At 70.9% G+C, this 21,752-nt stretch carries 17 protein-coding genes; 9 read left to right on the top strand and 8 right to left on the bottom strand.

All coding sequences use genetic code 11. The annotated features are described in order from the left end of the window. The first annotated feature begins 1 nt into the window (after nt 1). Entirely contained in the window at nt 2–1,165 is a 1,164-nt protein-coding gene (locus IT371_01690; GenBank protein MCC6746339.1) for a hypothetical protein, read from the top strand. Here IT371_01690 and IT371_01685 read toward each other — a convergent pair. Genes IT371_01685 through mutL form a run of 4 tightly spaced genes read right to left on the bottom strand, consistent with a single transcriptional unit; the run spans nt 1,135 to nt 7,000 of the window. After that, complete coding sequence (locus tag IT371_01685; GenBank protein ID MCC6746338.1) at nt 1,135–3,336, bottom strand: rhomboid family intramembrane serine protease; 2,202 nt, start codon at nt 3,334–3,336, stop codon at nt 1,135–1,137. The genes IT371_01690 and IT371_01685 overlap by 31 nt on opposite strands. Nucleotides 3,337–3,340: 4 nt before the next feature. Next, entirely contained in the window at nt 3,341–4,297 is a 957-nt protein-coding gene (locus IT371_01680) for an acetyl-CoA carboxylase carboxyltransferase subunit alpha (protein MCC6746337.1), read from the bottom strand. Next, nucleotides 4,272–5,231: a tRNA (adenosine(37)-N6)-dimethylallyltransferase MiaA gene (gene miaA / locus IT371_01675; protein MCC6746336.1), complete on the bottom strand. Its 960-nt coding sequence runs from the start codon at nt 5,229–5,231 to the stop codon at nt 4,272–4,274. Before miaA ends, IT371_01680 begins: the two co-directional genes overlap by 26 nt. Beyond that, nucleotides 5,228–7,000: a DNA mismatch repair endonuclease MutL gene (gene mutL, locus IT371_01670; protein MCC6746335.1), complete on the bottom strand. Its 1,773-nt coding sequence runs from the start codon at nt 6,998–7,000 to the stop codon at nt 5,228–5,230. The genes miaA and mutL overlap by 4 nt, the downstream gene beginning before the upstream one ends. Nucleotides 7,001–7,180: 180 nt before the next feature. Between mutL and IT371_01665 the strand changes: the two genes are divergently transcribed. The 3 genes from IT371_01665 to IT371_01655 are packed head-to-tail and all read left to right on the top strand — an operon-like array spanning nt 7,181 to nt 9,893. Next, entirely contained in the window at nt 7,181–8,209 is a 1,029-nt protein-coding gene (locus IT371_01665) for an NAD-dependent epimerase/dehydratase family protein (protein ID MCC6746334.1), read from the top strand. Further along, nucleotides 8,187–9,356 carry an acyltransferase family protein gene (locus IT371_01660; protein MCC6746333.1) on the top strand — a complete coding sequence of 390 codons (1,170 nt, stop codon included), beginning with the start codon at nt 8,187–8,189 and terminating at the stop codon, nt 9,354–9,356. The genes IT371_01665 and IT371_01660 overlap by 23 nt, the downstream gene beginning before the upstream one ends. Nucleotides 9,357–9,362: 6 nt before the next feature. Next, nucleotides 9,363–9,893, top strand: coding sequence for a hypothetical protein (locus IT371_01655; GenBank protein MCC6746332.1), 531 nt, complete (start codon nt 9,363–9,365; stop codon nt 9,891–9,893). Nucleotides 9,894–9,899: 6 nt separating this feature from the next. Here the strand turns inward: IT371_01655 and IT371_01650 are convergent, their stop codons facing one another. Together IT371_01650 and IT371_01645 are read right to left on the bottom strand one after the other, a co-directional pair. After that, nucleotides 9,900–11,270: an MATE family efflux transporter gene (locus IT371_01650; protein MCC6746331.1), complete on the bottom strand. Its 1,371-nt coding sequence runs from the start codon at nt 11,268–11,270 to the stop codon at nt 9,900–9,902. Between the two features lie 11 nt (nt 11,271–11,281). Beyond that, on the bottom strand, nt 11,282–12,085 hold the full coding sequence (locus tag IT371_01645; protein ID MCC6746330.1) for a diguanylate cyclase: 804 nt from the start codon (nt 12,083–12,085) through the stop codon (nt 11,282–11,284). 263 nt (nt 12,086–12,348) lie between these two features. On the opposite strand from IT371_01645, the gene IT371_01640 reads away from it, so the two are divergent. Then, nucleotides 12,349–13,656 (top strand): penicillin-binding protein, encoded by a 1,308-nt coding sequence (locus tag IT371_01640; GenBank protein ID MCC6746329.1) that lies wholly within the window; start codon nt 12,349–12,351, stop codon nt 13,654–13,656. Here the strand turns inward: IT371_01640 and IT371_01635 are convergent. Then, complete coding sequence (locus IT371_01635; GenBank protein ID MCC6746328.1) at nt 13,619–14,518, bottom strand: tetratricopeptide repeat protein; 900 nt, start codon at nt 14,516–14,518, stop codon at nt 13,619–13,621. The genes IT371_01640 and IT371_01635 overlap by 38 nt on opposite strands. Before the next feature lie 167 nt (nt 14,519–14,685). On the opposite strand from IT371_01635, the gene IT371_01630 reads away from it, so the two are divergent. Together IT371_01630 and IT371_01625 are read left to right on the top strand one after the other, a co-directional pair. Further along, nucleotides 14,686–15,429, top strand: a complete 744-nt coding sequence (locus IT371_01630; GenBank protein ID MCC6746327.1) for a hypothetical protein — start codon at nt 14,686–14,688, stop codon at nt 15,427–15,429. Next, entirely contained in the window at nt 15,426–17,081 is a 1,656-nt protein-coding gene (locus IT371_01625) for a hypothetical protein (GenBank protein MCC6746326.1), read from the top strand. The genes IT371_01630 and IT371_01625 overlap by 4 nt, the downstream gene beginning before the upstream one ends. A gap of 76 nt (nt 17,082–17,157) precedes the next feature. Here the strand turns inward: IT371_01625 and IT371_01620 are convergent, their stop codons facing one another. Continuing rightward, a complete protein-coding gene (locus tag IT371_01620) occupies nt 17,158–17,895 on the bottom strand; it encodes a GAF domain-containing protein (GenBank protein MCC6746325.1) in 738 nt (245 codons plus the stop codon). A 219-nt stretch (nt 17,896–18,114) separates the two neighbouring features. Between IT371_01620 and phnD the strand changes: the two genes are divergently transcribed. Both phnD and IT371_01610 read left to right on the top strand, forming a co-directional pair. Then, a complete protein-coding gene (phnD, locus tag IT371_01615) occupies nt 18,115–20,178 on the top strand; it encodes a phosphate/phosphite/phosphonate ABC transporter substrate-binding protein (protein ID MCC6746324.1) in 2,064 nt (687 codons plus the stop codon). Between the two features lie 4 nt (nt 20,179–20,182). Further along, nucleotides 20,183–21,739 carry an acyl--CoA ligase gene (locus tag IT371_01610; GenBank protein ID MCC6746323.1) on the top strand — a complete coding sequence of 519 codons (1,557 nt, stop codon included), beginning with the start codon at nt 20,183–20,185 and terminating at the stop codon, nt 21,737–21,739. The last annotated feature ends 13 nt before the right edge of the window (nt 21,740–21,752 follow it).

The following is a 21,752-nucleotide window of genomic DNA, read 5'->3' as shown; positions in this document are numbered from 1 at the left end:
GATGTCGACGAAACCCCTTCTGCTGCTCGCGGGGCTCCTCGGCGCCTGCACCTTGCCGGTGGAGGACCTGCCCGGGCGCTCCGTGACGTCGGCCTCGGACGCCACCGACGAACGCTACACGACGGGCCGCTCCGTCACCGCCCGTCGGTACCTGCTCGACACGACGCTCGAGGTATCCGGCATCGGCGGCTTCGCCCGCCTCACCGGCCCCCAGAAGGAACAGCTCGCACGCCTCGGCGCGCGGCAGGTGGCGACCACCGAGGTCCTGGCGCTCGGGGAGCGGATGCTGGTTCGCCTGCCCGAGGATCATCCGGCGGGCCCCCTCGAGCTCCTCCTGGCCGACGACGCCGACGACCTGACCGTCTTCGCACCCGGCAACGTCACCCAGACCCTCTCCCGCGAACGACTCCCCGATCTGCTGGACGGCAGCGAGGCCTCCGCCCGCAGCGAGCTCCAGCTCGAGCCGCCCGCCGAGGAGCAGGCCGACGCGTTCCCCGCGCGGGCCGCGCTCTCCACGCCGATCCGCGTCGACCTCCCGCTGAAGTACCGCCCACCGGGGCGCCACGCGGGGTCCTGGTCCGTGCGCCTCGCTCTGCGCCTCGAGGGACGCGACGCTGCAGGGCGCGGCCCCACGCCGTCGGCAGCGCCGCTCCTCCACCTCGCGCTTCCGCTGCTGCAGGACTTCGAAGGCCTCCCCGTGCTGGACACGCTCGCGCAAGGGGTCGGCGAGCCGCTCGGGTGGCAGCTCACCGTCGAGAACGCGACCGCCCGCCCCGGACGAGCCCCGACCTACCGCACGCGCGTGCGCGAGGCGAGCTGGGTCAAGGTGCCGCTGCGACGGTTCAGCCGGGAGCGGCCGGGCTACGAGACGGCCATGCGCCCCCTCAAGCCGCGGCGGGCCGGCATGCAGCGACTACGGGGCAAGGAGCTGTCGCCCCTGCGCGCCGGCGCGCCCGGAGGTCCACTTCGTGTGCGGAACCTCTCGCCGTTCGCGGCCTGGCTCTACCTCGACGGGCTGCGGCTCGGCTGGGTGGCTCCCGAAAGCGACTTCAGCTTCGCGGAGGTCCCCGCCGGCTACTACCGGCTCTATGCCGTCACCTCGACCGGCGTGCGCGCCTGGGGCCCCGTCGACCTCTACGTGCCCGGCGGCTGGACGCTGCGCTGACCGCCGCGCTCGGCGAGCGAGAGGCTCCGGCCCACCCGCTCGAGGAGCGCGCGGTAGGTCGCGAGCCGGGCCGGGGGGAGACGCGAGCGCCCCACGAGGAGCAGGTCGGTCTGACGGCGGAAGTAGATCAGCTCGACCGCGGGCTGGCCATCCACGACCACGCGCCGTTCGACCTCGATGAGGTCCGGGTGCAGCGCGCGCTGGTGCGGCTCCGGGCCGGCCGCGGCGCCGGGGTTCGACCGCGTCTCCGCCCGCCGCAGGGCCGCCAGGTATTCCCTGACCACCTCCGCGAGCGGCGTGCCCGGCTCACTCAGCCCCTCCGGCGCGAGCATCTGCCAGGTCGGGTAGATGTCCTCGAGGAGCGGGTCCTGCACCATCGTCCCCGCCTGCCCGCGGAGCTCGACCCAGTGCCGCGGGATACGCGCCACGACGCCGCTTCCGACGAGGTTTCTGCCGGGGAGCCGCGCGAGAGTCTGCGCCGGTCCCGTCACCGAGACCATCACCGCGCTCGCGGCCGTCGCGCCGCCCCAGATCACGGCAAGCAGGATCAGCGCCTGTCGCGCCGCCGGAAGAGTCGCCACCTTCGGCAGCGCCAGGAGGAGCGCCACCGCCCCACCGCCGACGAGTCCCCCCACGTGCGCCGCGTTGTCGATCATGGGCACCGTGAAACCGATGTAGAGCTGCAGGCCGACGGAGATGAGCAGGTTCATGGTCAGCTCCTTGCGCCACGCCTCGGGGACCTGTCCCCGCAGGCGGCGCACGCCGACCAGCGCCGCTCCGAGCAAGCCGAAGATGGCCCCCGAGGCCCCCACCGAGAGGCGCTCGTCCCCCCCGTAGACCGCGCTCGCGAGGGCCCCCGCGAGCCCCGCGCCCATGTAAATCGTCCAGAACCGGAGCGAGCCGTAGAGCTGCTCCACCAACCGCCCGAGCAGGTACAGGGCGTAGAGGTTGAAGGCGAGGTGGAGGAGGCCGCCGTGCAGAAACATGCTGGCCAGCAGACGCCAGGGCTCGCCGTGGAAGGCCGCCAGGCGAAAGTTCGCCCCGAAGCGCCACAGCACCCACGCGCGCTCCGCGCTCCCCTGGAGCTCTACACCGACGTGGATCGCCGCGAGCACCACGAGCAGCGCCGTCGTGACCGGCGCGGCCCGCCACACCCTCTTCGCGTTGCGCGGCACGCGATGGTGCGCCCCAGCGCGCTCGGTGACGATCCGCACCAGCTCCTCGACCCCTTCGTCCTCGGGCGGCGCCAGCGAGGGAGGTGGGCTTTCGAGGCGCCGGCGCGCGGCCTCGACCGCCTCGCCGTCGGCGCCCACCTCGACGACCGTTCTCCATAGCGCCGTGGCCTCTTCGGCGCCTCCCGACCGCGCCAGCGCCACGCCCAACCAGAGCATGCGTCGCGCCTCTGAGAGCTCGGGCATGAAGCCCGAAGCGGGGTCCAGCAGCTTCGAGACCTCTTCCACCCGGCCGAGGTGCGCGAGCAGGCAGAGCCGCGCGCCGTTCACGACCTCCGCCGCGCTCCCCTCCACGGCCGCCGGATGGCGCTCGACCACCCACTGGCAATGGGCCGCGAGCTCGAGCTCTCCGAGCTCGGCGTAGGCGCGCACCATGGTCGTCGCGATCCCCGGCGCAGCCTCTGCGAGCGGCATTCCGCCGTGGCGCTCGAACTGCGCCACCACCTCGCCGAAGCGCCGATCGTAGAGGTAGAGCACGAGGAGCCGCTCCACGAGCACGAGGCGTACGGTTTCGTCGGTCGCGCGCGCCAGCTCGGCCTGGGTCTCCGACACGGCCTCGGAGAGCCGCCCCTCTCGGACGAGCGTCAAGCTGGAGAGGAGCTGCTGCTCCACCCCCTGCCCGGTCCCCGGCTGCATCACCGCCCGGACCCGCTGCAGCAAGAACGCCGCCCGGACCCGACCCGTTCGTAGGAGGCGCCGCGAGAGTCCGAGGAGCAGCGCGGGAAGGAGCAAGAGCCAGGCGAAACCCGCGAGCGCGGCGTAGACCCAGAACGGCGAGGCCTCGCCCCGCGAGATGGAGAGCGTGAGCAAGCCGAGCTCGCCGACGAGGAGGGCCGCGAACGGCAGGCCCGTCCGCCCGCGTCGCTTGACGGTCACGAGCAACGCCAGGGCGGTCGTGGCCGCCAGGATGAGAAGGAGAGAACGCTCGAGAGGATCCAACCCGTCAACGCTCCAGAAAGACACCCATGTGCCGGAACTTCTGGTAGCGCCGCTCGAGCAGCACCTCCGGGGAGAGCCCCCGAAGCTCGGCCAGGTGTCTTTGCACCACGGCCCCGAGGTTCTGCGCCGCCTGATCCGGACTCCGGTGCGCGCCGCCCGGGGGCTCGGGGATCACCTCGTCCGCCACCTTGAGCGCGCAGATCTCCTCGGCCCGGAGCTGCATCACGCGAGCCGCCTCCTCCGCGCGCGAGCCGTCCTTCCAGAGGATCGAAGCGCACCCCTCGGGCGAGATCACCGAGTAGACCGAATACTGGAGCATCAGGATGCGGTCCGCGACCCCGAGCGCGAGCGCCCCGCCGGAGCCCCCTTCGCCGATCACCACGCAGATGATCGGCACCGGCAGCCCGGCCATCACCTCCAGGTTGTGCGCGATGGCCTCGGCCTGGCCACGCTCCTCGGCGTCGATCCCGGGGTAGGCCCCAGGCGTGTCGATGAGCGTGAGCACCGGCACCGAGAAGCGCGCCGCCAGCTCCATCAAACGCTTGGCCTTGCGGTAGCCCTCGGGGCGCGGCATACCGAAGTTCCGGCGCAAGTTCTCCTTCGTGTTGCGTCCCTTCTGATGTCCGAGGACCAGGATCGGCCGGCGGTCGAAGTAGCCCAGACCTCCCACGATGGCCGGGTCGTCAGCGTAGAGCCGATCGCCGTGGAGCTCCACGAAGCCCGTCACGAGGCGGTCCAGGTAGTCGACGGTGTACGGTCGGGCCGGATGGCGGCTGAGCTGCACCACTTGCCATGGCGTCAGCGTGGCGAAGGTCTCCTCGCGCAGCGACGTCGCCTTGGCTTCCAGCCGATCGATCTCGTCGGAGAGCGTCTCGTCGCCGCCGAGAAGCTGCTTGAGCTCTTCGATCTTGCGTTCGAGGTCCAGGATCGGTCGCTCAAACTCCAGGGCCGGGCCTTCCACCACGGTGCTCCTCTTCCGCCTCTTCCGTCGCTTCGTCGAGGGCCGCGGCTAGCCCCGGCAGGGAGACCGCCGCCGCATCCGGCTGCCAGACCACGGCGGTCTCGGCCGCAAACCAGGCCCGCTGTCGGCGGGCGAAGCGTTTGGTCTCCCGCCTTGTCTGGCGCACCGCCTCGGACAAGTCAAGTCTCCCCACGAGGTGCGCCCGAAGCTGTCGGTATCCAAGGGCCCCCATCGCGTGGCTCTCGCCGTGACCTTCGGCGCAGAGTCGCACGACCTCGTCGAGCCAGCCTCGCTCGAGCATGCCGTCGACGCGTTCGTCGATGCGGGCGGCGAGCGCTTCTCGGCCAGGATCGAGCCCCACGGTGACGTGCGCGTAGCGCTGGGCCTTGAAGCCGTGAGCTCTTCGCAGGGCCGACACCGGCTGTCCCGTCTGTTCGAACACCTCGAGCGCGCGGGAGACACGTACGTGGTCGTTCACGTTCAACGCCGCCGCCGTCTCGGGGTCCACCCGCGACAGCGCCGCGTGCAGAGCTCCGGGGCCCTCTCGACGGCGCAGCTCGGCGTGCGCAGCGCGACGCTCGGGGTCGGCCGGCGGCGCCTCGAAGAGGCCTCTGAGGAGCGCCCGGACGTAGAGGCCCGACCCGCCCACTACCACCGGCCGGCGTCCACGCGCGATCACCTCGGCGATGGCGCGGTCCGCCGCCTCCACGAAACGCGCCGCCGAGAAGACCTCCGAGGGGTCGGCCAGGTCGAGCAGGTGATGTGGGACCCCCGCGCGCTCCTCCGGGGTCGGCTTCGCCGTGCCGATGTCGAACCCGCGGTACACCTGCATCGAGTCGGCGCTCACCACCTCGCCGCCGAGCTCGCGCGCCGCCCGCAGCGCGAGCGCGCTCTTCCCCGCGGCCGTCGGTCCCACGATCACGAGGAGCCTCACCCCTCGTCCTCCTCGAACAGCGCCTCCAACCGCAGCCGCACTCCCGGAAGGTCGCGGGCCCCGTGCGCGCGCGCGGCGTGAAGCTCCGCGGCCAGCTCCTCGAACGAGAGGCCCATCTCTCGCAGCTCGGCGAGCAGATCGTGCGGCGTCGGGAGCCGCGTCTCCAGGCGAGCGGCGCGCCGGGCGAGAAGCGCGCACAGCCTCTCGGGGCCGTCGGCGAGGCCGGTCGGCCGCTCCCCGAGGCGGGCCAGCTCCTCGAGCGCCACCTCGAAGATCCGCTCGGGGTCGAGCTCGGCCAGCGGGCGCGGCACCGCTCGCAGCACCCACCCCTCCCCTCCGAACGGCTCGAGCGCAAACCCCAGCCGCTCGAGCAGCGCCACGCGACGCCGGAGGAGAGCCCCTTGCCCCTCGTCGAGAGTCAGGCTGCGTGGCGGATCGAGGGCCCGCCCCGGAGAGGTCGGCCGGGCGAGCTCTTCCTTCAACTGCGCCTCGAACAGCACGCCGCGCAGCCGCCGCAGATCCAGGAGCACCAGCTCGCCTCCCGCTTCGCACACGAGCAGCCGAGTGCCGGCGCGCCCGATGACCCGCAGGCCAGCCCAGACCTCGCGCCCCACCTGCTTCTCGAGGCCTTCGGCCACGCCGGGAGGTCGACGCTGCGCCGACCAGAAACGCGCCGCCGCCGCGAGGCGCCGCGCGTCCCCGCGCTCCGCGGCAGCCGCGCCCTCGTCGGTCAGTCGGTAGACCCGCGCCGGCGGTTCCTCGGCCCTCGACGGCGCGCCGCTCACGAGCTCGAGCGCACAGCGACGGATCAGCCGATACACGGCCGCCGCGTCCGCGAAGCGCACCTCGAACTTCTGCGGGTGCACGTTCACGTCCACGAGCTCGGGCGGAACGTCCACGTGGACCACCCCGACGGGATACCGTCCTCGCGGCAGGAGCTCCCCGTAGCCCGCGAGGACCGCCTGAAGCAGGGGGCGGTCCCGCACCGGTCGCCCGTTCACGAGAAGCATCAGTCCCCGTGGCGAGCCGAGGCTCTGCGTGGCCGCCGAGAGGCAGACCTCGACCCGAAGCCCCTGCTCCTCGACGACCCCGCCGCGCAGACGCCCCCCGCGTTGCCCAAGGAGCGCCTGGGCGCGCTCGAGCCGGCTCTCGCTGCCGGGCAGATCGAACCCCGCCCGCCCCTCGGGTCGCCAGCCGAAACGCACCCCGGGCGCGGCGCAGGCCAGGCTTCCGAGGAGCTCGCCGACGAGCGCCACCTCGGTGGTCGAGCTCTTGAGGAACTTCCGTCGCGCCGGGGTGTTGAAGAAGAGCTCGCGAACCTCCACGCGGGTGCCGATCGCGCACCCCGCGGGCCCCGTCTCCATGAGGCGACCGCCCTCCACCTGCAACCGGCTTCCCGCCTCGCTCCCCGCCTGCCGGCTGACCAGCGTGAGCCTCGATACCGCGGCGACCGACGAGAGTCCCTCGCCCCGGAACCCGAGCGTTCGCAGCTCCTGCAGGTCCGAGAGGCGGCGCAGCTTGCTCGTCGCGTGGCGCTCGACGGAAAGCTCGAGCTCCGCGGCGCTCATCCCACAGCCGTCGTCGGTCACACGAATGAGGCTCTGCCCCCCCCCATGGAGCTCGACCTCGATGCGGCGCGCCCCCGCATCCACCGCATTCTCGACGAGCTCCTTCACCACGGCGGCCGGGCGGTCCACCACCTCCCCCGCGGCGATCTGTTCCACGACGTCCGCGTGAAGCCGCACGATGCGCGAAGACCTCGCCTCCACGTCCCTCCTCTTCGTCGAGACTCGTTCGGTACCACGGTCGTTCGCCACTGTCACGCCGCACCCGCCGCGCCCGCCGCGCCTCCGCCTTTGACTTCCCCCGGACCATCTCCTAACGTCCTCGCCATGGTGGCCAAGTCAGCTCCGCCTCCGCCCTCCGCTCCGACGGAGGCCTCGCGATCCATGGTCCCCCGTTCTCCGCGGGGGCCTCACCGCCGCGTAGTGGCCGTGACCGGGGCCGCGGCGTTTCTCGGCTCCGAGCTCATCCGTCGCCTCGAGCAGGATCGACGCTACGCGAAGATCCTCGCCCTCGACGTACGCCCGCCCGACGTCCCGGCTGGCAAGACCGACTTCCACAAGATAGACCTCACCCTCCCCACGGCCGACGCAGAGGTCGCCGAGCTGCTCCGGAAGGAGCGCGCCGACACGCTGGTCCACCTGGCCTACCTCTACCGCGCCTCGCACAACGCCGCCTGGAGCCACGAACTCGAGGCGATCGGCACCATGCACGTGCTCAACGCCTGCGCGGCGAGCCAGGTGCGCAAGGTGGTGCAGAAGAGCACGACCGCGCTCTACGGCGCCGACCCGCGTCACCCCAACGTCCTGCCGGAGTCCCAGACGCTCGTCGGCAGCGCCGACTGCGCCTACCTGCGGGACAAGGTCGAGGCCGAACGCCTGGTGCGCCGCTTCCGCAGCGAGAACCCGCAGGCCGTCGTGACGGTCCTGCGCATGGCGCCCATCCTCGGGCCGCGCATCGGCAACCTGGTGTCGCGCTACTTCGGGCGCCCCGTGGTGCCCGTCCTGATGGGCTACGACCCGCTGATGCAGCTCCTGCACGAAGACGACGCCGTCTCCGCGCTCAAGCTGGCCCTCGATGCCGACTTCCACGGCGAGTACAACGTCGCGGCCCCGGGCGTGCTCCCTCTCGGGACCTTGCTCGCCCTGGCGGGACGCATCGCGCTGCCTCTCCCGCTCTTCGCCGCCCGACCGCTCGCGGGGCTGCTCTGGATGGCGCAGCTCAGCGACGCGCCGCCCCCATTTCTGGACTTCCTGCGCTACCTCTGCGTCGCCGACCTCTCGAAGAGCCAGCGCGAGATGGGCTTCACGGCGAAACACGACATCCGGCGGGTCGTCGAGACCTTCGCGGGCGATGCGCCGGCGGAGGCTCCGCGAACCGCAGAGCACCTCCATGCCCAAGACTCCCGCACGTAAGCGGCCGGCGCGCACCCCGCCGGCCGACCGCCCCGACGCCCCGAGCGCGGAGCCGACCTCCCCGTTCGTCGACGGAGCCGCGGCCCGCCGCGCCGCCACCGCCGTGATGCGCCGCTCGTCGCCGCTCGCTCTCGGCGACGCCGCGCCACGACCCGGGCCCAGCCTCGATGCGGAGGCTCCTCGCCCGGCGCGCGCCGCGAGCCTCTCGCCCGGCGGCAGGCGCGCCGGGGTCGACGGGCCCCTCGTGCGGCTTCTCAAGGGAGGGCTCCTCCGCTCAGGCGAAGAGCGCGGGCGAGGGCTGCTCGGGCGATGGAGGCCCTCGGCGCTACGCGCCACGATCCGCGCTCTCGGACTTCGCAACCGGGCCGAGACCGTGGACGAGTTCGGGCTCGATCCGGTCTACGCCGAGCGCTTTCGGCCGCTCTTCGAGGCGCTCTACCGACGCTACTTCCGCGTGGAGACGGTCGGGATGGAGCACGTGCCCGACCACGGCCGCGCCATGATCGTGGCCAACCACTCGGGGGTGCTCCCCTACGACGCCACGATGCTGATGTACGCCCTGCGCTACGACCACCCGGCGCACCGTACCGCCCGGCCGCTCGTCGAAGACTTCCTCTTCCACTTCCCATTCCTCGGGGTCGCCCTCAACCGCATCGGGTGCGTGCGAGCCTGCCAGGAGAACGCAGAGCGACTGCTCGTCGGCAACCAGCTCGCGGTGGTCTTTCCCGAGGGGATGAAGGGGATCGGCAAGCTCTATCGCGAGCGCTATCAACTCCAGCGCTTCGGACGCGGCGGCTTCGTCAAGCTCGCCCTGCGGACGCGAACCCCCATCGTGCCGGTCGCCGTCGTCGGAGCCGAGGAGACCCACCCGATCCTGGCTCGCTTCACCTGGCTCGCCAAGTACCTCGGGCTGCCGTACCTGCCGATCACGCCGACATTCCCGTGGCTTGGATTGGCCGGAGCGGCCCCGCTGCCTGCGAAGTGGTATATTCACTTCGGCCCGCCGCTGGACCTGGCGACTACGTACGGACCGGAGGCGGCGGCCGACCGCGTGCTCGTGAATCGCCTGACGGAGCAAGTACGGGCGCGCATCCAGGAGATGATGGACCGGCGACTGGGTCAGCGATCCTCGGCGTTCTTCGGGTGACCAAGCATGTCCTGCGAGGAGTTCGACGACTACGTGGAAATGGCCCGCGCCCTCCTTGGAGGACACGAGAGCGCCGGCGATCTGTGGGAGGCGAACGACTACGTCAACATGGCCCTGAGGCTTCGCCCCACGGACCCCGCGGCGTGGATCCTGAAGAGCCAGATCATGTCGTCCCTCGAGGACGACCCGGCGGCGCTGGCCGCAGCGGAGATGGCCGTCCGGCGTGCGCCCCGTAGCGCCGAAGCCCTGTACGTCCGCTCGGCCGTGCTGGCGGACATGGAACGCTACGCCGAGGCGCTGCAGGGTCTGGAACGCGCCTTTCGCGTCGTCCACCGCGAGGACGAATGGCTCCTCGAGGACCTCTACTACGAGAAGGCGGCCATCCTGGACGCGCTGGACCGCGCCGACGACGCAGTGGCCGCGTTCGAGGCCGGCCTGCGCCGCTGTCCCGACTCGCCCTTGCTCAAAGCCGGGCTGGAGCCGCTCCGCCGGGAACGCATGCGGCGCGCCTTTCGCGTCATCGACGGCGGCGCCTGAGCGGCGCTAGACCTTCGCGGCCGTCCAGCCGCCCCGCCAGAAGAGCAGCAGCATCACCGCCGAGAAGGCGCTCCGCCAGACCCCCAGACTGATCCAGAGCGCGAGCAAACCTCCCCCTCCCTTCACTCCCCACAGATACGCGACGGGGAGAAAGACCCCCCACTGCAGCACGATGCTCACGACCATCACGCGTCGGACCGCGCCGGCCCCGAGGAGGGACTGGGAGAGCACGACCCCCACGGCGTCCAGCGGCTGCAGCATGGCCAGCAGCACGAGCGGCACGCGCGCCAGGGCCTGCGTCTGCCGGTCGTTCGCGAGCAGCCCGAGCCAGGTGTCCGGCGCAATGGCCAGCACGAGCCCGAGGAGGAGCATCTCACCGCTCGCCAGCCCCACCGTCGTCCACCCCCAGCTCGCAGCGCCCTTCCGGTCCCCGGCCCCGAGGGCCTGGCCCACGAGCGTGGCCGCGGCCAGGCCAAAGCCCATCGCGGGGAGAATGCAGACCATGGACAGGTTGATGAGCACGTTCGTGGCGGCGAGCTGCCGCGTGCCGAGGAGCTCCGCGAGCCGGTAGAAGAGGACGAAGCCCGCCGCGAGAAACGCCCCCTGGAGTCCCGCCGGGACCGAGAGTCGCAGCACGGCCCCCACGGCGGCGCGGGAGAAGCGGCCTCGCGAGAGAAAGCCATCGGCCCCCGCGTGCCGTCGTGCGAGGAGCACGTAGATCCCGGTCCCGGTGGCCACCGCCACCGCGCTCGAGATGCCCGCCCCCAGCACCCCGAGCCTCGGCGCGCCGAGATGCCCGTAGATGAGGACCCAGTTGAGCAAGATGTTGACCGCGTGGATCACGAGGATCGTGGAGAGGTAGACCGTGGAGCGCCCGGTCCCGTTCCAGAAGCCGCGAAAGGCGAAGTTGGCCACGACGAAGCCGGAGGCCGCCATCCGGCAGGCCAGGTAGGGCGCCCCGAGCGCGGCAACCTCCGGGTCGCTCGTGAGGAGACCGAAGAGAAAGCGCGTCTGCGTGGCGAGCAGGAGCGACAGGGGGACGAAGACGAACAGCCCTACCACCAGCGCGGCGTGTAGCGCCTCCACCGCCTCCCCGGGGCGCCCCTCCCCGGAACGGCGCGCAGCGATGGCTTGGACTCCGGCCCCCATGCCGAGGAAGAACGCGCTCGAGAGCCAGTTCACCATCCCGCCCAGCCCGACCGCGGCCAATGCGGGCGCGCCGAGCCGGCCGACCATCGCCGTGTCCACGAGGTTCAGCAGGTTCTGGCTGAGCATCCCGCCGATGATCGGCAGCGCCAGGGCGAGGATGCGCCGCACCCGCGCGCGGAGCGGAACCGCCCCGGCGGCCTGCAGCGCAGGCGTCGAACCCTCGGGCATGCCCGCGGCTGCTAGCCGACCACGCAGTTGCGACCGCGCCGCTTCGCCTCGTACAGGTTCTCGTCGGCGAGCTTGATGAAATCGGTGGAGGTGGTCAGGTCGGCCGTGACGCAACCCACGCCGATGCTGATCGTGACGGGGATCTTCGTGTCCTCGAACTTGAAGGCCGTCTTCTCGACGAGGCGGCGGATCTTGTCCGCGAACTGGCGGGCGTTGAACGCGTCGATCTCGGGGAGCACGATGGCGAACTCCTCCCCGCCGTAGCGCGCCATGATGTCCTCGCGCCGGATGCGCTCTTTCACCACCTGGGCCAGTTGATGGAGCACGTGATCACCCGCCAGGTGCCCGTAGGTGTCGTTGATGTTCTTGAAGTGATCGATGTCGAACATGATCAGGGAGAGCTCTCGGCCGTAGCGGTGCCCTCGGCTGATCTCGCGCTCCAGCACCTCCATGAAGTAGCGCTTGTTGTAGACCTGGGTGAGCCCGTCCACCGTGGTGAGTCGATAGATCTCCTCGTGGTACGCGTGCTCGATGTTCCCCCCGGTGAGGAACTTGAAGATCGTGCGCCCGACCTTCACCAGGTCCCCGTCGCGGAGCACGTGCTCGTCGAGGAGACCCTCGTTCACGTAGGTCCCGTTGGTGCTGCCGAGGTCGCGGAGGATGATGGTCTTGCCCGTATTGATGAGCTTGCAGTGGTTGCGACTCACGGACTCCTGGTCGACCTGGATGTCGCACTTGGACGACCGTCCGATGATGATCGAGGGGCTCTCCAGATTGTATTTTCGCCCGAGTTCTTGGCCGTAGATGACCACCATGCAGGCTTCCTTGGCCGCAGGGCGCTCGGTGATCCGGCTGATGACCGTGACCACCGTCTTGTTCTTCAGGTCACTGCTCAAGGAGTCGTCTCTGCGCTGGCTCACTGGCGTCTGCGGCTGAAAAGCCTTCTTAATTCATACCATATATAGAAGGCTCACGGGTCGCAACCCGCGCCGAAGCCTCCCCGACGGGATGGGGGGCCTTTTTTGACACCCCCCCTCGCCCTCCACTAGACTCGGGAGATCGCCCCTGGCTCCCCGTAATGGCAACGCTTTCCCATCGCACCCGCCGCCGTCCCCTCGCCTGGGGTCTCTTCGCCCTGTGCGGACTCGGCGGGCTTGGGATCTACGTGCACGGGCGACGCCCCTCCGCGCAGCCTCCCGCCCTGCTCGTCCAGGCCCAGGCGGCCACGCCGACCCGATCGTGGCAGAAGCAGCTCGACCTGGACCGCGCGCGCGTGCTGGGTGGGCAGTTCGTGCAGACGCTCCCGGACGGGACGGAGGTGCGCTACACCCTCGACCCCGTCCTCCAGGAGAAGGCGCGGTCGATCCTCCGGACCTACGAGCTCCCCATGGCGGCGATGGTGCTCTACGACTACCGCTCGGGTGAGGTCCTGGTCCTGGCCGGTCACCAGGCGGAGGCCTCTGCCCTCGACACGGAGCGACTCACCCTCGCGCCGTGGGCCCCGGCGGCGTCGATCTTCAAGCTGGTAACGGCCGGGGCGCTCCTCGACCGAGGGGTCTCGGCCTCCACGCGGGTCTGCTACCACGGAGGCCTGCACGGACTCACCGCCGAGCACCTGCGCGACAACCCGGCCCTCGATGGAGCGTGCCGGACCCTGCACGACGCAGTCGCGCACTCCATCAACCCCATCCTGGCGAAGCTGGCCCTCCGGCACCTGGATCGGCGCTCGCTCGAGGCGGCCGCCGGACGCTTCGGCTTCAACCGCGCACTCCCCTTCGAGCTCCCCGTGGCGCCGAGCGCCGCCCGGATCCCCGCCGACGGGCCCGAGCGAGCCAAGGCCGCTGCGGGGTTCTGGCACACCGAGCTGAGTCCGCTGCACGGCGCGGTCCTCGCCTCGGCCGCCGCAAGCGGTGGGATGATGCGCTTGCCGCACATCGTCCGCTCGGTGCGAACCCCCGACCAGAAGCCGGTCCGCCTGCCCGTGCCGGCCCCGCTCCGCGCGCTCAAGGCGGAGTCCGCGGCGGACCTGCGGCGCATGATGGTCGCCGCGACCGAAACCGGAACCGCGCGCCAGGGGTTTCACACCCGTCGAGGACGCCCCCACTTCCCTGGCATACCGGTGGCCGGAAAGACCGGCTCGCTCGCGAAGCAGAACCCCTTCGTGCACTACAGCTGGTTCGTGGGCTTCGCCCCGGCCGACAAGCCCGAGGTGGTCTTTTCGGTGCTCCTCGGCAACCCCATGAAGTGGCGCATCAAGGCCAGCACCGCGGCGCAGCTCCTCCTCGCGGCCTATTTCCGCCATCGGCACGGCGGGCAAGGAACGAAAAGCCCGGGCGCCCCCGCCGACGTCAGTTCGCGCCGCCGACCGGCGCGGAAAGCTCCTTGATCCTCCGCCGCGCGCGGGCCGCCAGCGCCCCCGCCGGGTTCCGTCGCGCGTACTCCTGATAGGCCGCGCGCGCCTTCTCGCGCTGGTCGGCCTGCTCGAACGCGCTCGCCAGGTAGAAGCGCACCTCCCGCGCGACCAGCTTCTCCGCGTCGGCGCGGATCGCGCGTTCGAGCTCGTCGGCCGCCTCCTGAAAGCTGCCTAGCTTCGTGAGCGCGATGCCCAGGTAGTAGAGGAGCGACGCGGCGTGCGGCGGATCCTTCAGCAGCGCAAGCGAGCGCCTGAACTCCGTTACCGCCCGCTTGTAGTGTTTCTCGCCGATGGCCGCCATGCCGGCGGTGTACGCCCCGTAGGCCAGCCGCTCCCGGCGTCGTTTCAGCAGCTCGCCGAGGACCGTCGCCTCGACCCGCGAGAGCGGCAGGCGGGCCACCTCGCCGTAGCGTTCGATGGCCTTATGGATCTCCCCCGCGTCGATCAGATGGTAGAGCGCCGCGGCCTGCGCCTCCGTCTTGCGCCGGAGCTCGTGGGCCTGTCGGAGCTCCTCGAGCCGGCTCTGGACCGCCGCGTATTCGCGCGCGAGGACGTCCTTCTCGAATTCGACCCGCTCGATCCGACTCCGGTGCGTGAGGTAGAACCCGAGCGAGATGATGACGGCGAAGATCAGGTACGCCCCAACGGAGTTGATGGTCAGGGCGCGGTTCTGGCGTTGATGCAGCCGACCGATCTCGCGCACCTCGGTGGCGAGCAATCCCAAGCCGTTGCCGGTCTTGATGACCTGGTTGCGGGTCTCGACCACCTGCCGGGTGAGCTCCGCGAGCCGCTCCTGCGGCCCTCCCGTCCCGGCTTCCTGCTCGTCCTGCGCCATGACCGCCGCATCCTGCCCCGTCCCCTCCGCGCGGCGCAAGCCTCAACCCGCGAGCCTCGCCTCGCGTGGCCTCTCGTGGTTCCGGGCACCCGGACGTCGCGGATCCCGTTCGACTCGAACGCGCTCTGAGGGTAGAGTCCGCCCACCAAAAGGAACCGAGGTTCACGATGTCGCGTACTGCCATCCTTCTGACTGCGCTCGCGGGGCTCTGCTCGCGCGCGCACGCCGCCGACGCCCTCCGTCTTCAATGGGACGGAGCGCAGAAGCAGGCCCGCGCCGCCCTGAGCTCCGTCGAGAGCGCGGTGCGCGCCACCGGCGCCCGCCTCACCGTGCGCTGGGCGGCCACCGAGGCCCGGCCGACCATGCTGCACGGCCTCGCGATGATCCTTCCGGGCGCCACCGACGAGGAACGCCTGCGGGGGTTCGTCGATCGCTACCCGGGGCTCGTCGTCTCCCACCGCCGAGAGCTCGAGCTCGTCGAAACCCTGCGGCTGGGGTCGCGACGCATCCTCCGCTTCCAGCACGTTCTCCAGGGCGTGCCGGTGGTGGGCCAGCGCGTGACGGCCACGTTCGACGCGCGCGACCGCTTGCAGGTCGTGCACTCGACGGCGCGCTTCGTCGCGCTCGGCTCCACGCGCCCCACGGCCTCCGCCCGCCAGGCCGTCGAGGTCGCCTGGCGGACCCTGGCCGGCGCGACCGCCTCGCCCACCGACGCGCTAACGCGAGCGCAGACGCGGCTCGTGATCCTGGCCGATGGCCCCGCCCGCCTCGCGCACCAGGTGGTTCTCCCCTTCGGCCTAGACCCGCGAGGGCGACTGCACTACGTGGACGCCCAGACGGGCGCCTACCTCGGACATCGCCCCGGCGTGATCTGGGAACGAACGGCCGCCTCGGCGGAGGTGCGACGATGAAGCGCGCGGCGTGGCTCTGCCTCCCTCTTTACGTTGCGTGCGGCGACCCCGCGCTACCCCAGGGCGACGCGGGCCTGGCCGGAGACGGCGGCCGGACGGGCGACGCCACCTCTCGCGCCGACGGCGGGGGCCGCGGCGAACCGATGGCCAACGTCTACGCGGTCAACCCGGTCGAGGACCAGCGCAAGACGGTCCAGGTGCGGCTGAATCACCTCACGGACCCCAAGGGGTTTCTCACCGGCAAGTACGCCAACGTCTTCAACTGCACGCGCAAGGACGGCGGAGAGAAGATCAGCGCCGCCTTCGGCGGGATGTCGATCACGGGGCGGATGTGCAAGATGGAGAAGGTGGCGACCAGCGGCCCCGACGGCAGCTACCTGCACATCAAGCCGGCCAGCGAGTCCGACGGAAACGACCCCTTCGCCGAGGTCATGATGTACCACCACGTGACCTCCGTGCACGACTACTTCGCCGACACGCTGGGCTTCAAGAAGACGATCGATCGGTCGCTGCGAGCGCTCGTGAACGTCCAGGCCTACGTCGACCTGCTCGGCCGCTGGATGAGCATCCCGAACGCGGCCTTCGTCCCCAAGGAGACGGGCAGCTTCTTCCAGTCCTTCGGCGTGGACCTGAACAAGGGCGAGGACACGATCATCTTCGCCCAGGCCGACGCCGTGGACATGTCCTACGACGCCTCGGTGATCAATCACGAATACACGCACGCCGTCATCGGGATGGCGCTCAGCGGCCTGGCCTACGACGAGTACGGCGTGGACCCCTCGCCCGGCGCGCTCAACGAGGGCTTCGCCGACTACTTCGCGGCGTCGCACCTGAACGTGCCCACGATCGGCACCTACGCGCTGGCGAACCTGGGGGGCGCGCGCGACCTGCGCAGAAAGCTGCTCTGCCCCGGGCATCTCGTCGGCGAGGTCCACCACGACGGCGAGGTGGCCGCCGGCGCGCTGTGGGCCGCACGCACCATCCTCACCCCGCAGGTCGCCGACAAGGCCTTCCTCGGCGCGGTCCTGGGCCTCGCCGGCACCACCGGTTTCGAGGGCGCGGCCCAGGCTCTCCTCGCCGAGGTGAAGCTCGCCGTCCCCGACAAGCACGACGCGGTGAAGGCCCTGTTCGAGGAGTACGGCCTCCTCGGCTGCAAGCGCCTCCTCGAGCACAAGGACTACGACTACCTCGCCTCCGGCAGCCCGCTCGCGCCGCGCTACTTCGGCACGCTGGGCAGCCCCGCCGTCTTCACCGACGGCGTCCCCGGTTTCGTGCAGTACAAGGTGGAGGTGGCCGCCGACACCAAGGAGCTCGTCATCGAATACGTCCCGCTCGGCCAGAGCATGAGCGGCCTCCTCGGCGGGGGCGGCGCGACCAAGGGGGACGTGGCCGTGGCCCTGCGCAAGGGCGATTCGCCGATCACCTACGCCTACGGCACCGGGAAGGCCGTCTCGACGGCGCATGTCGTGCTGAAGGGCGCCGACGACGCCCAGGGCTACAAGCTGACGGTTTCCGGCAGCTGCCTGACCAAAGGAACCCTCGTTTTCCAGTTCGTAGGCAAGGGGACCGAGGGGGGTGAGCTCAAGCGCGTGAAGGTGACGCAGAGCGCCGTCGCCTCCGGTGCCCCCGCGAACTTCTCGAGCTGTCCCTAAAGGGGGGTGTGGCCCTAGCCGACCTGCCGTCCGGGCCCCCTCTCCGGTCGCCTAGACCCTCGCGTCCTGCTCCGGCTCAGGTCCCGCTGCCGCGTCCGTAGTGTTGCTCGAGGCATGGAGGACAAATGCTGTGGCTGAACTCTGCCTCGGTGTGCTTGGAGACGTAGGCCTCGACCCGTTGCCACGCGCCCTCGTCGTCGCGGATTTTCATGCAATGACTGCAAATCGGAAGTAACCCGCGAAGCGTTCGAATCTCGCCCATCGCCGCCTGGAGTCGCCCGACGGTCTCTTCGAGCTCCGCCGTCCGTCGGCGGACGCGCGCCTCTAGCTCCTGATAGAGCTGGACGTTCTCCATGGCCACCGAGGTGGTGTCTGCGAGAGCCTGAAGCCCCCGCACCTCCTCCGCGCGGGGCTGACGCGCGGAGGCCCAGTAGGCCCCGATCGCGCCGATGGGGGCGGAACTCCGGATCGGCACCATCGCCAGACTCCGCACGAAGGTGGGCCTATAGGCCTCCGCCGGGATGCGGGGATCGGCGTAGATGTCAGGGATGACCGCGGTCTGTCGGTTGAGCATCACCCAGCCGCTGATGCACGCGGACATGGGGAAGCGGTGCCCTTTCCACAGTGGCGCGATCGCATCTTCGTCCGCGTAATGACACCTGTCCCCGTCCCGCAACACGAACGTAGCGCCGTCCGCCCCCGTCAGCGCCCGGGCCTCGCGACGCACCACCCGCATGACCCCTTCGAGAGTTCGCGCCAGCGACAGCTCCTGGACGACCGCGACCATCATTTCGACACGCAGGGTAAACGTCATTGCTCCTCGTCTGTCCTCCCCGCGGGCCCCGCCAGAGACGCAGGACGGCCGGCTGAGTGACCGCCCAAGAACCCCATCGACCGCCCGCGCGCGAAACTGAGGCGGACCACCCTGTCGGGCTCGCCCCGCGGGCGCCGCCCTTTCCCCGACTACAACTTCGCGGTATCGTATGTAGTTCGTCGCCACCGGCCCCGTAAGAGCCGGCGAGCTGTGTCCCCGATGCCCGAAGAAGATCGACCGCAGGACGGCCAGGATTCCCCGGCCCCGACGCGTCCCCCCGAACGACTGGTGGGCGGCAAGTACCGGCTCGGCCGCTTGCTCGGCGAAGGGGGGATGGGCGCCGTCTACGAGGCGGAGCACATCGGCCTCGGCGTGACGGTCGCCGTCAAGCTGCTCAACGAGATCTTCGCCAGCGATCCGAACTCCGTCTCGCGCTTCCGTCGGGAGGCCCGCGCCGCTGCCGCCATCCGGCACCCCAACATCGTGACCGTGACGGATACCGGCACCGACGAGGGGAGCGTCCCCTTCATCGTCATGGAGCTCCTCGAGGGCGAGAGCCTGAGCTCGCTCCTTCGGCGCGAACGCCAGCTCGCGCCGGAGGTGGCCGCCGCGATCGCCTGCCAGATCCTGTCCGGCCTGCAGGCGGCACACGAGAAGGGCGTCATCCACCGTGACCTCAAGCCGGGGAACGTGCTCATCGCCATCCGCCCCGACGGCGGCCACCAGGTCAAGGTCCTCGACTTCGGCATCTCCAAGTTCTTCACCGGGGGCCACGTCCCCGACGTGACCGCGATCGGTGCCGTGATCGGCACGCCGCGCTTCATGGCGCCCGAGCAGGCGCGGGGGCAGCTGAACCTCGACGCGCGCGTCGATCTCTACGCCGTGGGGGTCCTGCTCTATCGCATGCTCACCGGGCGGCTGCCCTACAACGCGGCGACGCAAGACGACCTACTGGCCCAGATCCTCGACGCGGCCCCCACGCCGCCGCGGGAGCTGCGCCCCGACATCTCTCCCGCGCAAGAGGCCGTGGTGCTGAAGGCCATGGCCTCCAGCCGCGACGACCGCTACGCATGCGCCGCCGACTTCCACGCCGCGCTCCTCGACGCCACCCCGGGACTCTCCGCCGAGGCAACGCTGCGCCTGCCGTCGCACCTCATCCTCTCAGCGAGCACCACGGGGCCCATCCCCGCGCCCACCCCGTCCATCGTAGGGGCGGGGCTCTTGCCGGCGATGGATTTCCCCACCCCGTCGGCGGAGAACTTCGTCACCGGCGAGACGCGCGCGTGGCAGAGCGAGGTCAGGCCACCCGCGGGCGAAGGCGAAGTGGGCGAAGTGGGCGCAGCGCCCCCCGCTCGACGATCTGGCCGCCGGTGGCTGCTCCCGCTCGCGCTCCTCCCTCTCGTCGGGGTCCCGCTCTGGTACTGGAAGACCCACACCGCTTCGACGAAGCTTCCCGCCAGCGCCGCGACGGCGCCCCCGCTGACCTTCGGCATCACGCGCTACCTGCCGCCGCAGATCCTGGTGCGGACCCACGAGCCGCTCATGCGGTACCTTTCGAAGGAGCTCGGACGCCCCGTCAAGCTCCGCATCCTCGACGACTATGTGGACCTCGCGGGGCAGCTGCTCTCGGGCGAGCTCGACGTGGCCGGGCTCTCTGGATACGCGTACGTGCGGGCCAAGCGCCGATCTCCGAGCATCCGCGTGCTCGCCACGTACGTCACCGCCGGCGAGAGCTCGTACGAGGGCGCGATTCTGGTGCGCACGGGGTCGGCGCTGCGTTCGCTGAAGGACCTCAACGGGAAGGTGTTCTGTTACGTGAATCCGACCTCCGCCTCGGGATACCTCTACCCCCGCTCGCTCTTCCGGCGCGCGGGACTCGACCCCGACCGCGCGTTCTCCGCCACGCGCTTCACCGGCGACCATCTCGGAGCGCTTCGGGCCCTCCAATCCGGCGCGTGCGACGGTGCCGCCGTCTTCGCTGGGGTGTTCCTCGAGAGCTCGCGACACGGGATGTGGAAGCACCAGTTCCGGTTCCTGGCCGTCACCGACCGCATCCCGAACGACGCCTACTGCACCTCGGAACGCCTGCCGCCGAAGGTGGCCGCCGCGCTCCAGGCGGCGCTGCTCAAGTTGAAGTCCGAATCGCCGCGCGCAAAGGAGGTGCTCGGAGCCACGAGCCGCGTGACGGGCTTCGCCGAGGCGCGGGATTCGGACTACGACTCGGTACGACGCATCGAACGGTTCCTGGACGACGCGTCGCCGTCGACCCGGAAGAAGGAGTGACCCCGTGGCCCTCCTACACGACCTCCTCCGGCGCGCAGCCGAGCGGCACCCCGAGCAAGAGCTCTTCGTCCTGCGCGACCGATCCCTGACCTACGCGGAAGCGGCCACCGCGGCGTCTCGACTCGCGGGAGCGCTCGCGGCTCTCGGCGTTCGCGCCGGCGATCGGGTGGCGCTCGTCCTCGACAACGTCCCCGAATACGTGATCGCCTATTACGGCGTCCTCGCGTGCGGCGCCGCCGTGGTCCCCCTCTGTCCGGACACCCGCGAGGCCCCCCTCGCGCGAGCCCTGGCCCACTGCGAGGCACGAGCGGTCGTCATCTCGGGCAAGGGGAGCGGGCTGCTCACCGACGCTGCGGCACAGCTTCCGGCGCTGCGCCTGCTACTCACCGTGGGAACGCCGCTCGTCGCGCCGACCGAAGGTCTCGCCGTGCACACCCTCGCCGAGGTCCTCGACGCCGCCCCGCCCCTCGACGGGGTCCGCGTCGACGACGGCGACCTGGCCTCCATCGTCTACACCTCGGGCACCACCGCCGCGCCCAAGGGCGTCATGCTCTCGCACCGCAACGTGGTCTCCAACACGCAGTCCATCGTCGAGTACCTCGGGCTCGTCTCCACGGACCGCGCCGCGCTCGTCCTGCCGCTCTTCTACTCTTACGGAAACTCCGTGCTGCACACGCACGTGGCGGTCGGGGGGACGCTCGTGCTCTTGCCGAGCGTCGCCTTCCCGGCCGCGGTGCTGCAGGGCATCCAGGACCATCGCTGCACCGGGCTCCCCGGTGTTCCGTCGACCTTCGCGCGGCTGCTCCATTCCACCTCGTTCGGCAGCTTCGACCTGAGCAGCCTCCGCTACGTGACTCAGGCGGGCGGCCCGATGACCCCCGCGCTGGCCGACAAGCTCCAGCGCGCCCTCCCGCACGCGCAGGTCTACGTGATGTACGGGCAGACCGAGGCCGCGCCGCGACTCTCGTACCTGCCCCCCGCCGACCTGCGCCGGAAGCCGGGCTCGGTGGGCATCCCCATCCCGGGAGTGCGCCTCGCCGTGATGGACGACGCCGGACGGGTGTTGCCCCCCAACGTGGTCGGTGAGCTCGTCGCCCAGGGCGAGAACATCATGCTCGGGTACTGGAAGGATCCCGAGGCCACCTCGCAGGTGCTGCGCCCGGAGGGGCTTCGCACCGGCGACCTCTCTCGCGTCGACGAAGACGGCTTCTTCTACATCGTCGGGCGCAACAGCGACATCATCAAGTCGGGAGCCCACCGCATCAGCCCTCAGGAGATCGAGGAGGTGGTGGAGCGTCTGCCGGGCGTGGCCCAGTGCGCGGCCGTGGGCATCCCCGATGAACTGCTCGGTGAGATCATCGCCGTCTTCGTGATTCGCGCCCCCGGGGCCGAGCTCACCGAGCGAGACGTGGCGCGTTCCTGTTTCGAACAGCTCCCGCGCTTCAAGGTTCCCGCACACGTGGTCTTTCGCGAGCAGCTCCCCCGCACCGAGTCGGGCAAGGTGCAGCGTGCGGCCCTGAAGAGCTGGCGCCCCCCCGCTCCCCCGTCTCCCGTCGCCTGACCTCTTCCAGCGT

It is taken from the genome of Deltaproteobacteria bacterium (genome assembly GCA_020848905.1).
In the GTDB taxonomy this organism is placed as follows: Bacteria; Myxococcota_A; Polyangia.
The sequence above is the reverse complement of the archived record's forward strand: the minus strand, read 5'-3'. Positions and strand labels throughout refer to the sequence as shown.

Coding starts and splice junctions, on each gene's coding strand:
- IT371_01690 (MCC6746339.1), top strand. CDS start 2: ATGTCGACGAAACCCCTTCTGCTGCTCGCGGGGCTCCTCGGCGCCTGC.
- IT371_01665 (MCC6746334.1), top strand. CDS start 7,181: ATGGTCCCCCGTTCTCCGCGGGGGCCTCACCGCCGCGTAGTGGCCGTG.
- IT371_01660 (MCC6746333.1), top strand. CDS start 8,187: ATGCCCAAGACTCCCGCACGTAAGCGGCCGGCGCGCACCCCGCCGGCC.
- IT371_01655 (MCC6746332.1), top strand. CDS start 9,363: ATGTCCTGCGAGGAGTTCGACGACTACGTGGAAATGGCCCGCGCCCTC.
- IT371_01650 (MCC6746331.1), bottom strand. CDS start 11,270: ATGCCCGAGGGTTCGACGCCTGCGCTGCAGGCCGCCGGGGCGGTTCCG.
- IT371_01645 (MCC6746330.1), bottom strand. CDS start 12,085: ATGGTGGTCATCTACGGCCAAGAACTCGGGCGAAAATACAATCTGGAG.
- IT371_01640 (MCC6746329.1), top strand. CDS start 12,349: ATGGCAACGCTTTCCCATCGCACCCGCCGCCGTCCCCTCGCCTGGGGT.
- IT371_01635 (MCC6746328.1), bottom strand. CDS start 14,518: ATGGCGCAGGACGAGCAGGAAGCCGGGACGGGAGGGCCGCAGGAGCGG.
- IT371_01630 (MCC6746327.1), top strand. CDS start 14,686: ATGTCGCGTACTGCCATCCTTCTGACTGCGCTCGCGGGGCTCTGCTCG.
- IT371_01625 (MCC6746326.1), top strand. CDS start 15,426: ATGAAGCGCGCGGCGTGGCTCTGCCTCCCTCTTTACGTTGCGTGCGGC.
- IT371_01620 (MCC6746325.1), bottom strand. CDS start 17,895: ATGACGTTTACCCTGCGTGTCGAAATGATGGTCGCGGTCGTCCAGGAG.
- phnD (MCC6746324.1), top strand. CDS start 18,115: ATGCCCGAAGAAGATCGACCGCAGGACGGCCAGGATTCCCCGGCCCCG.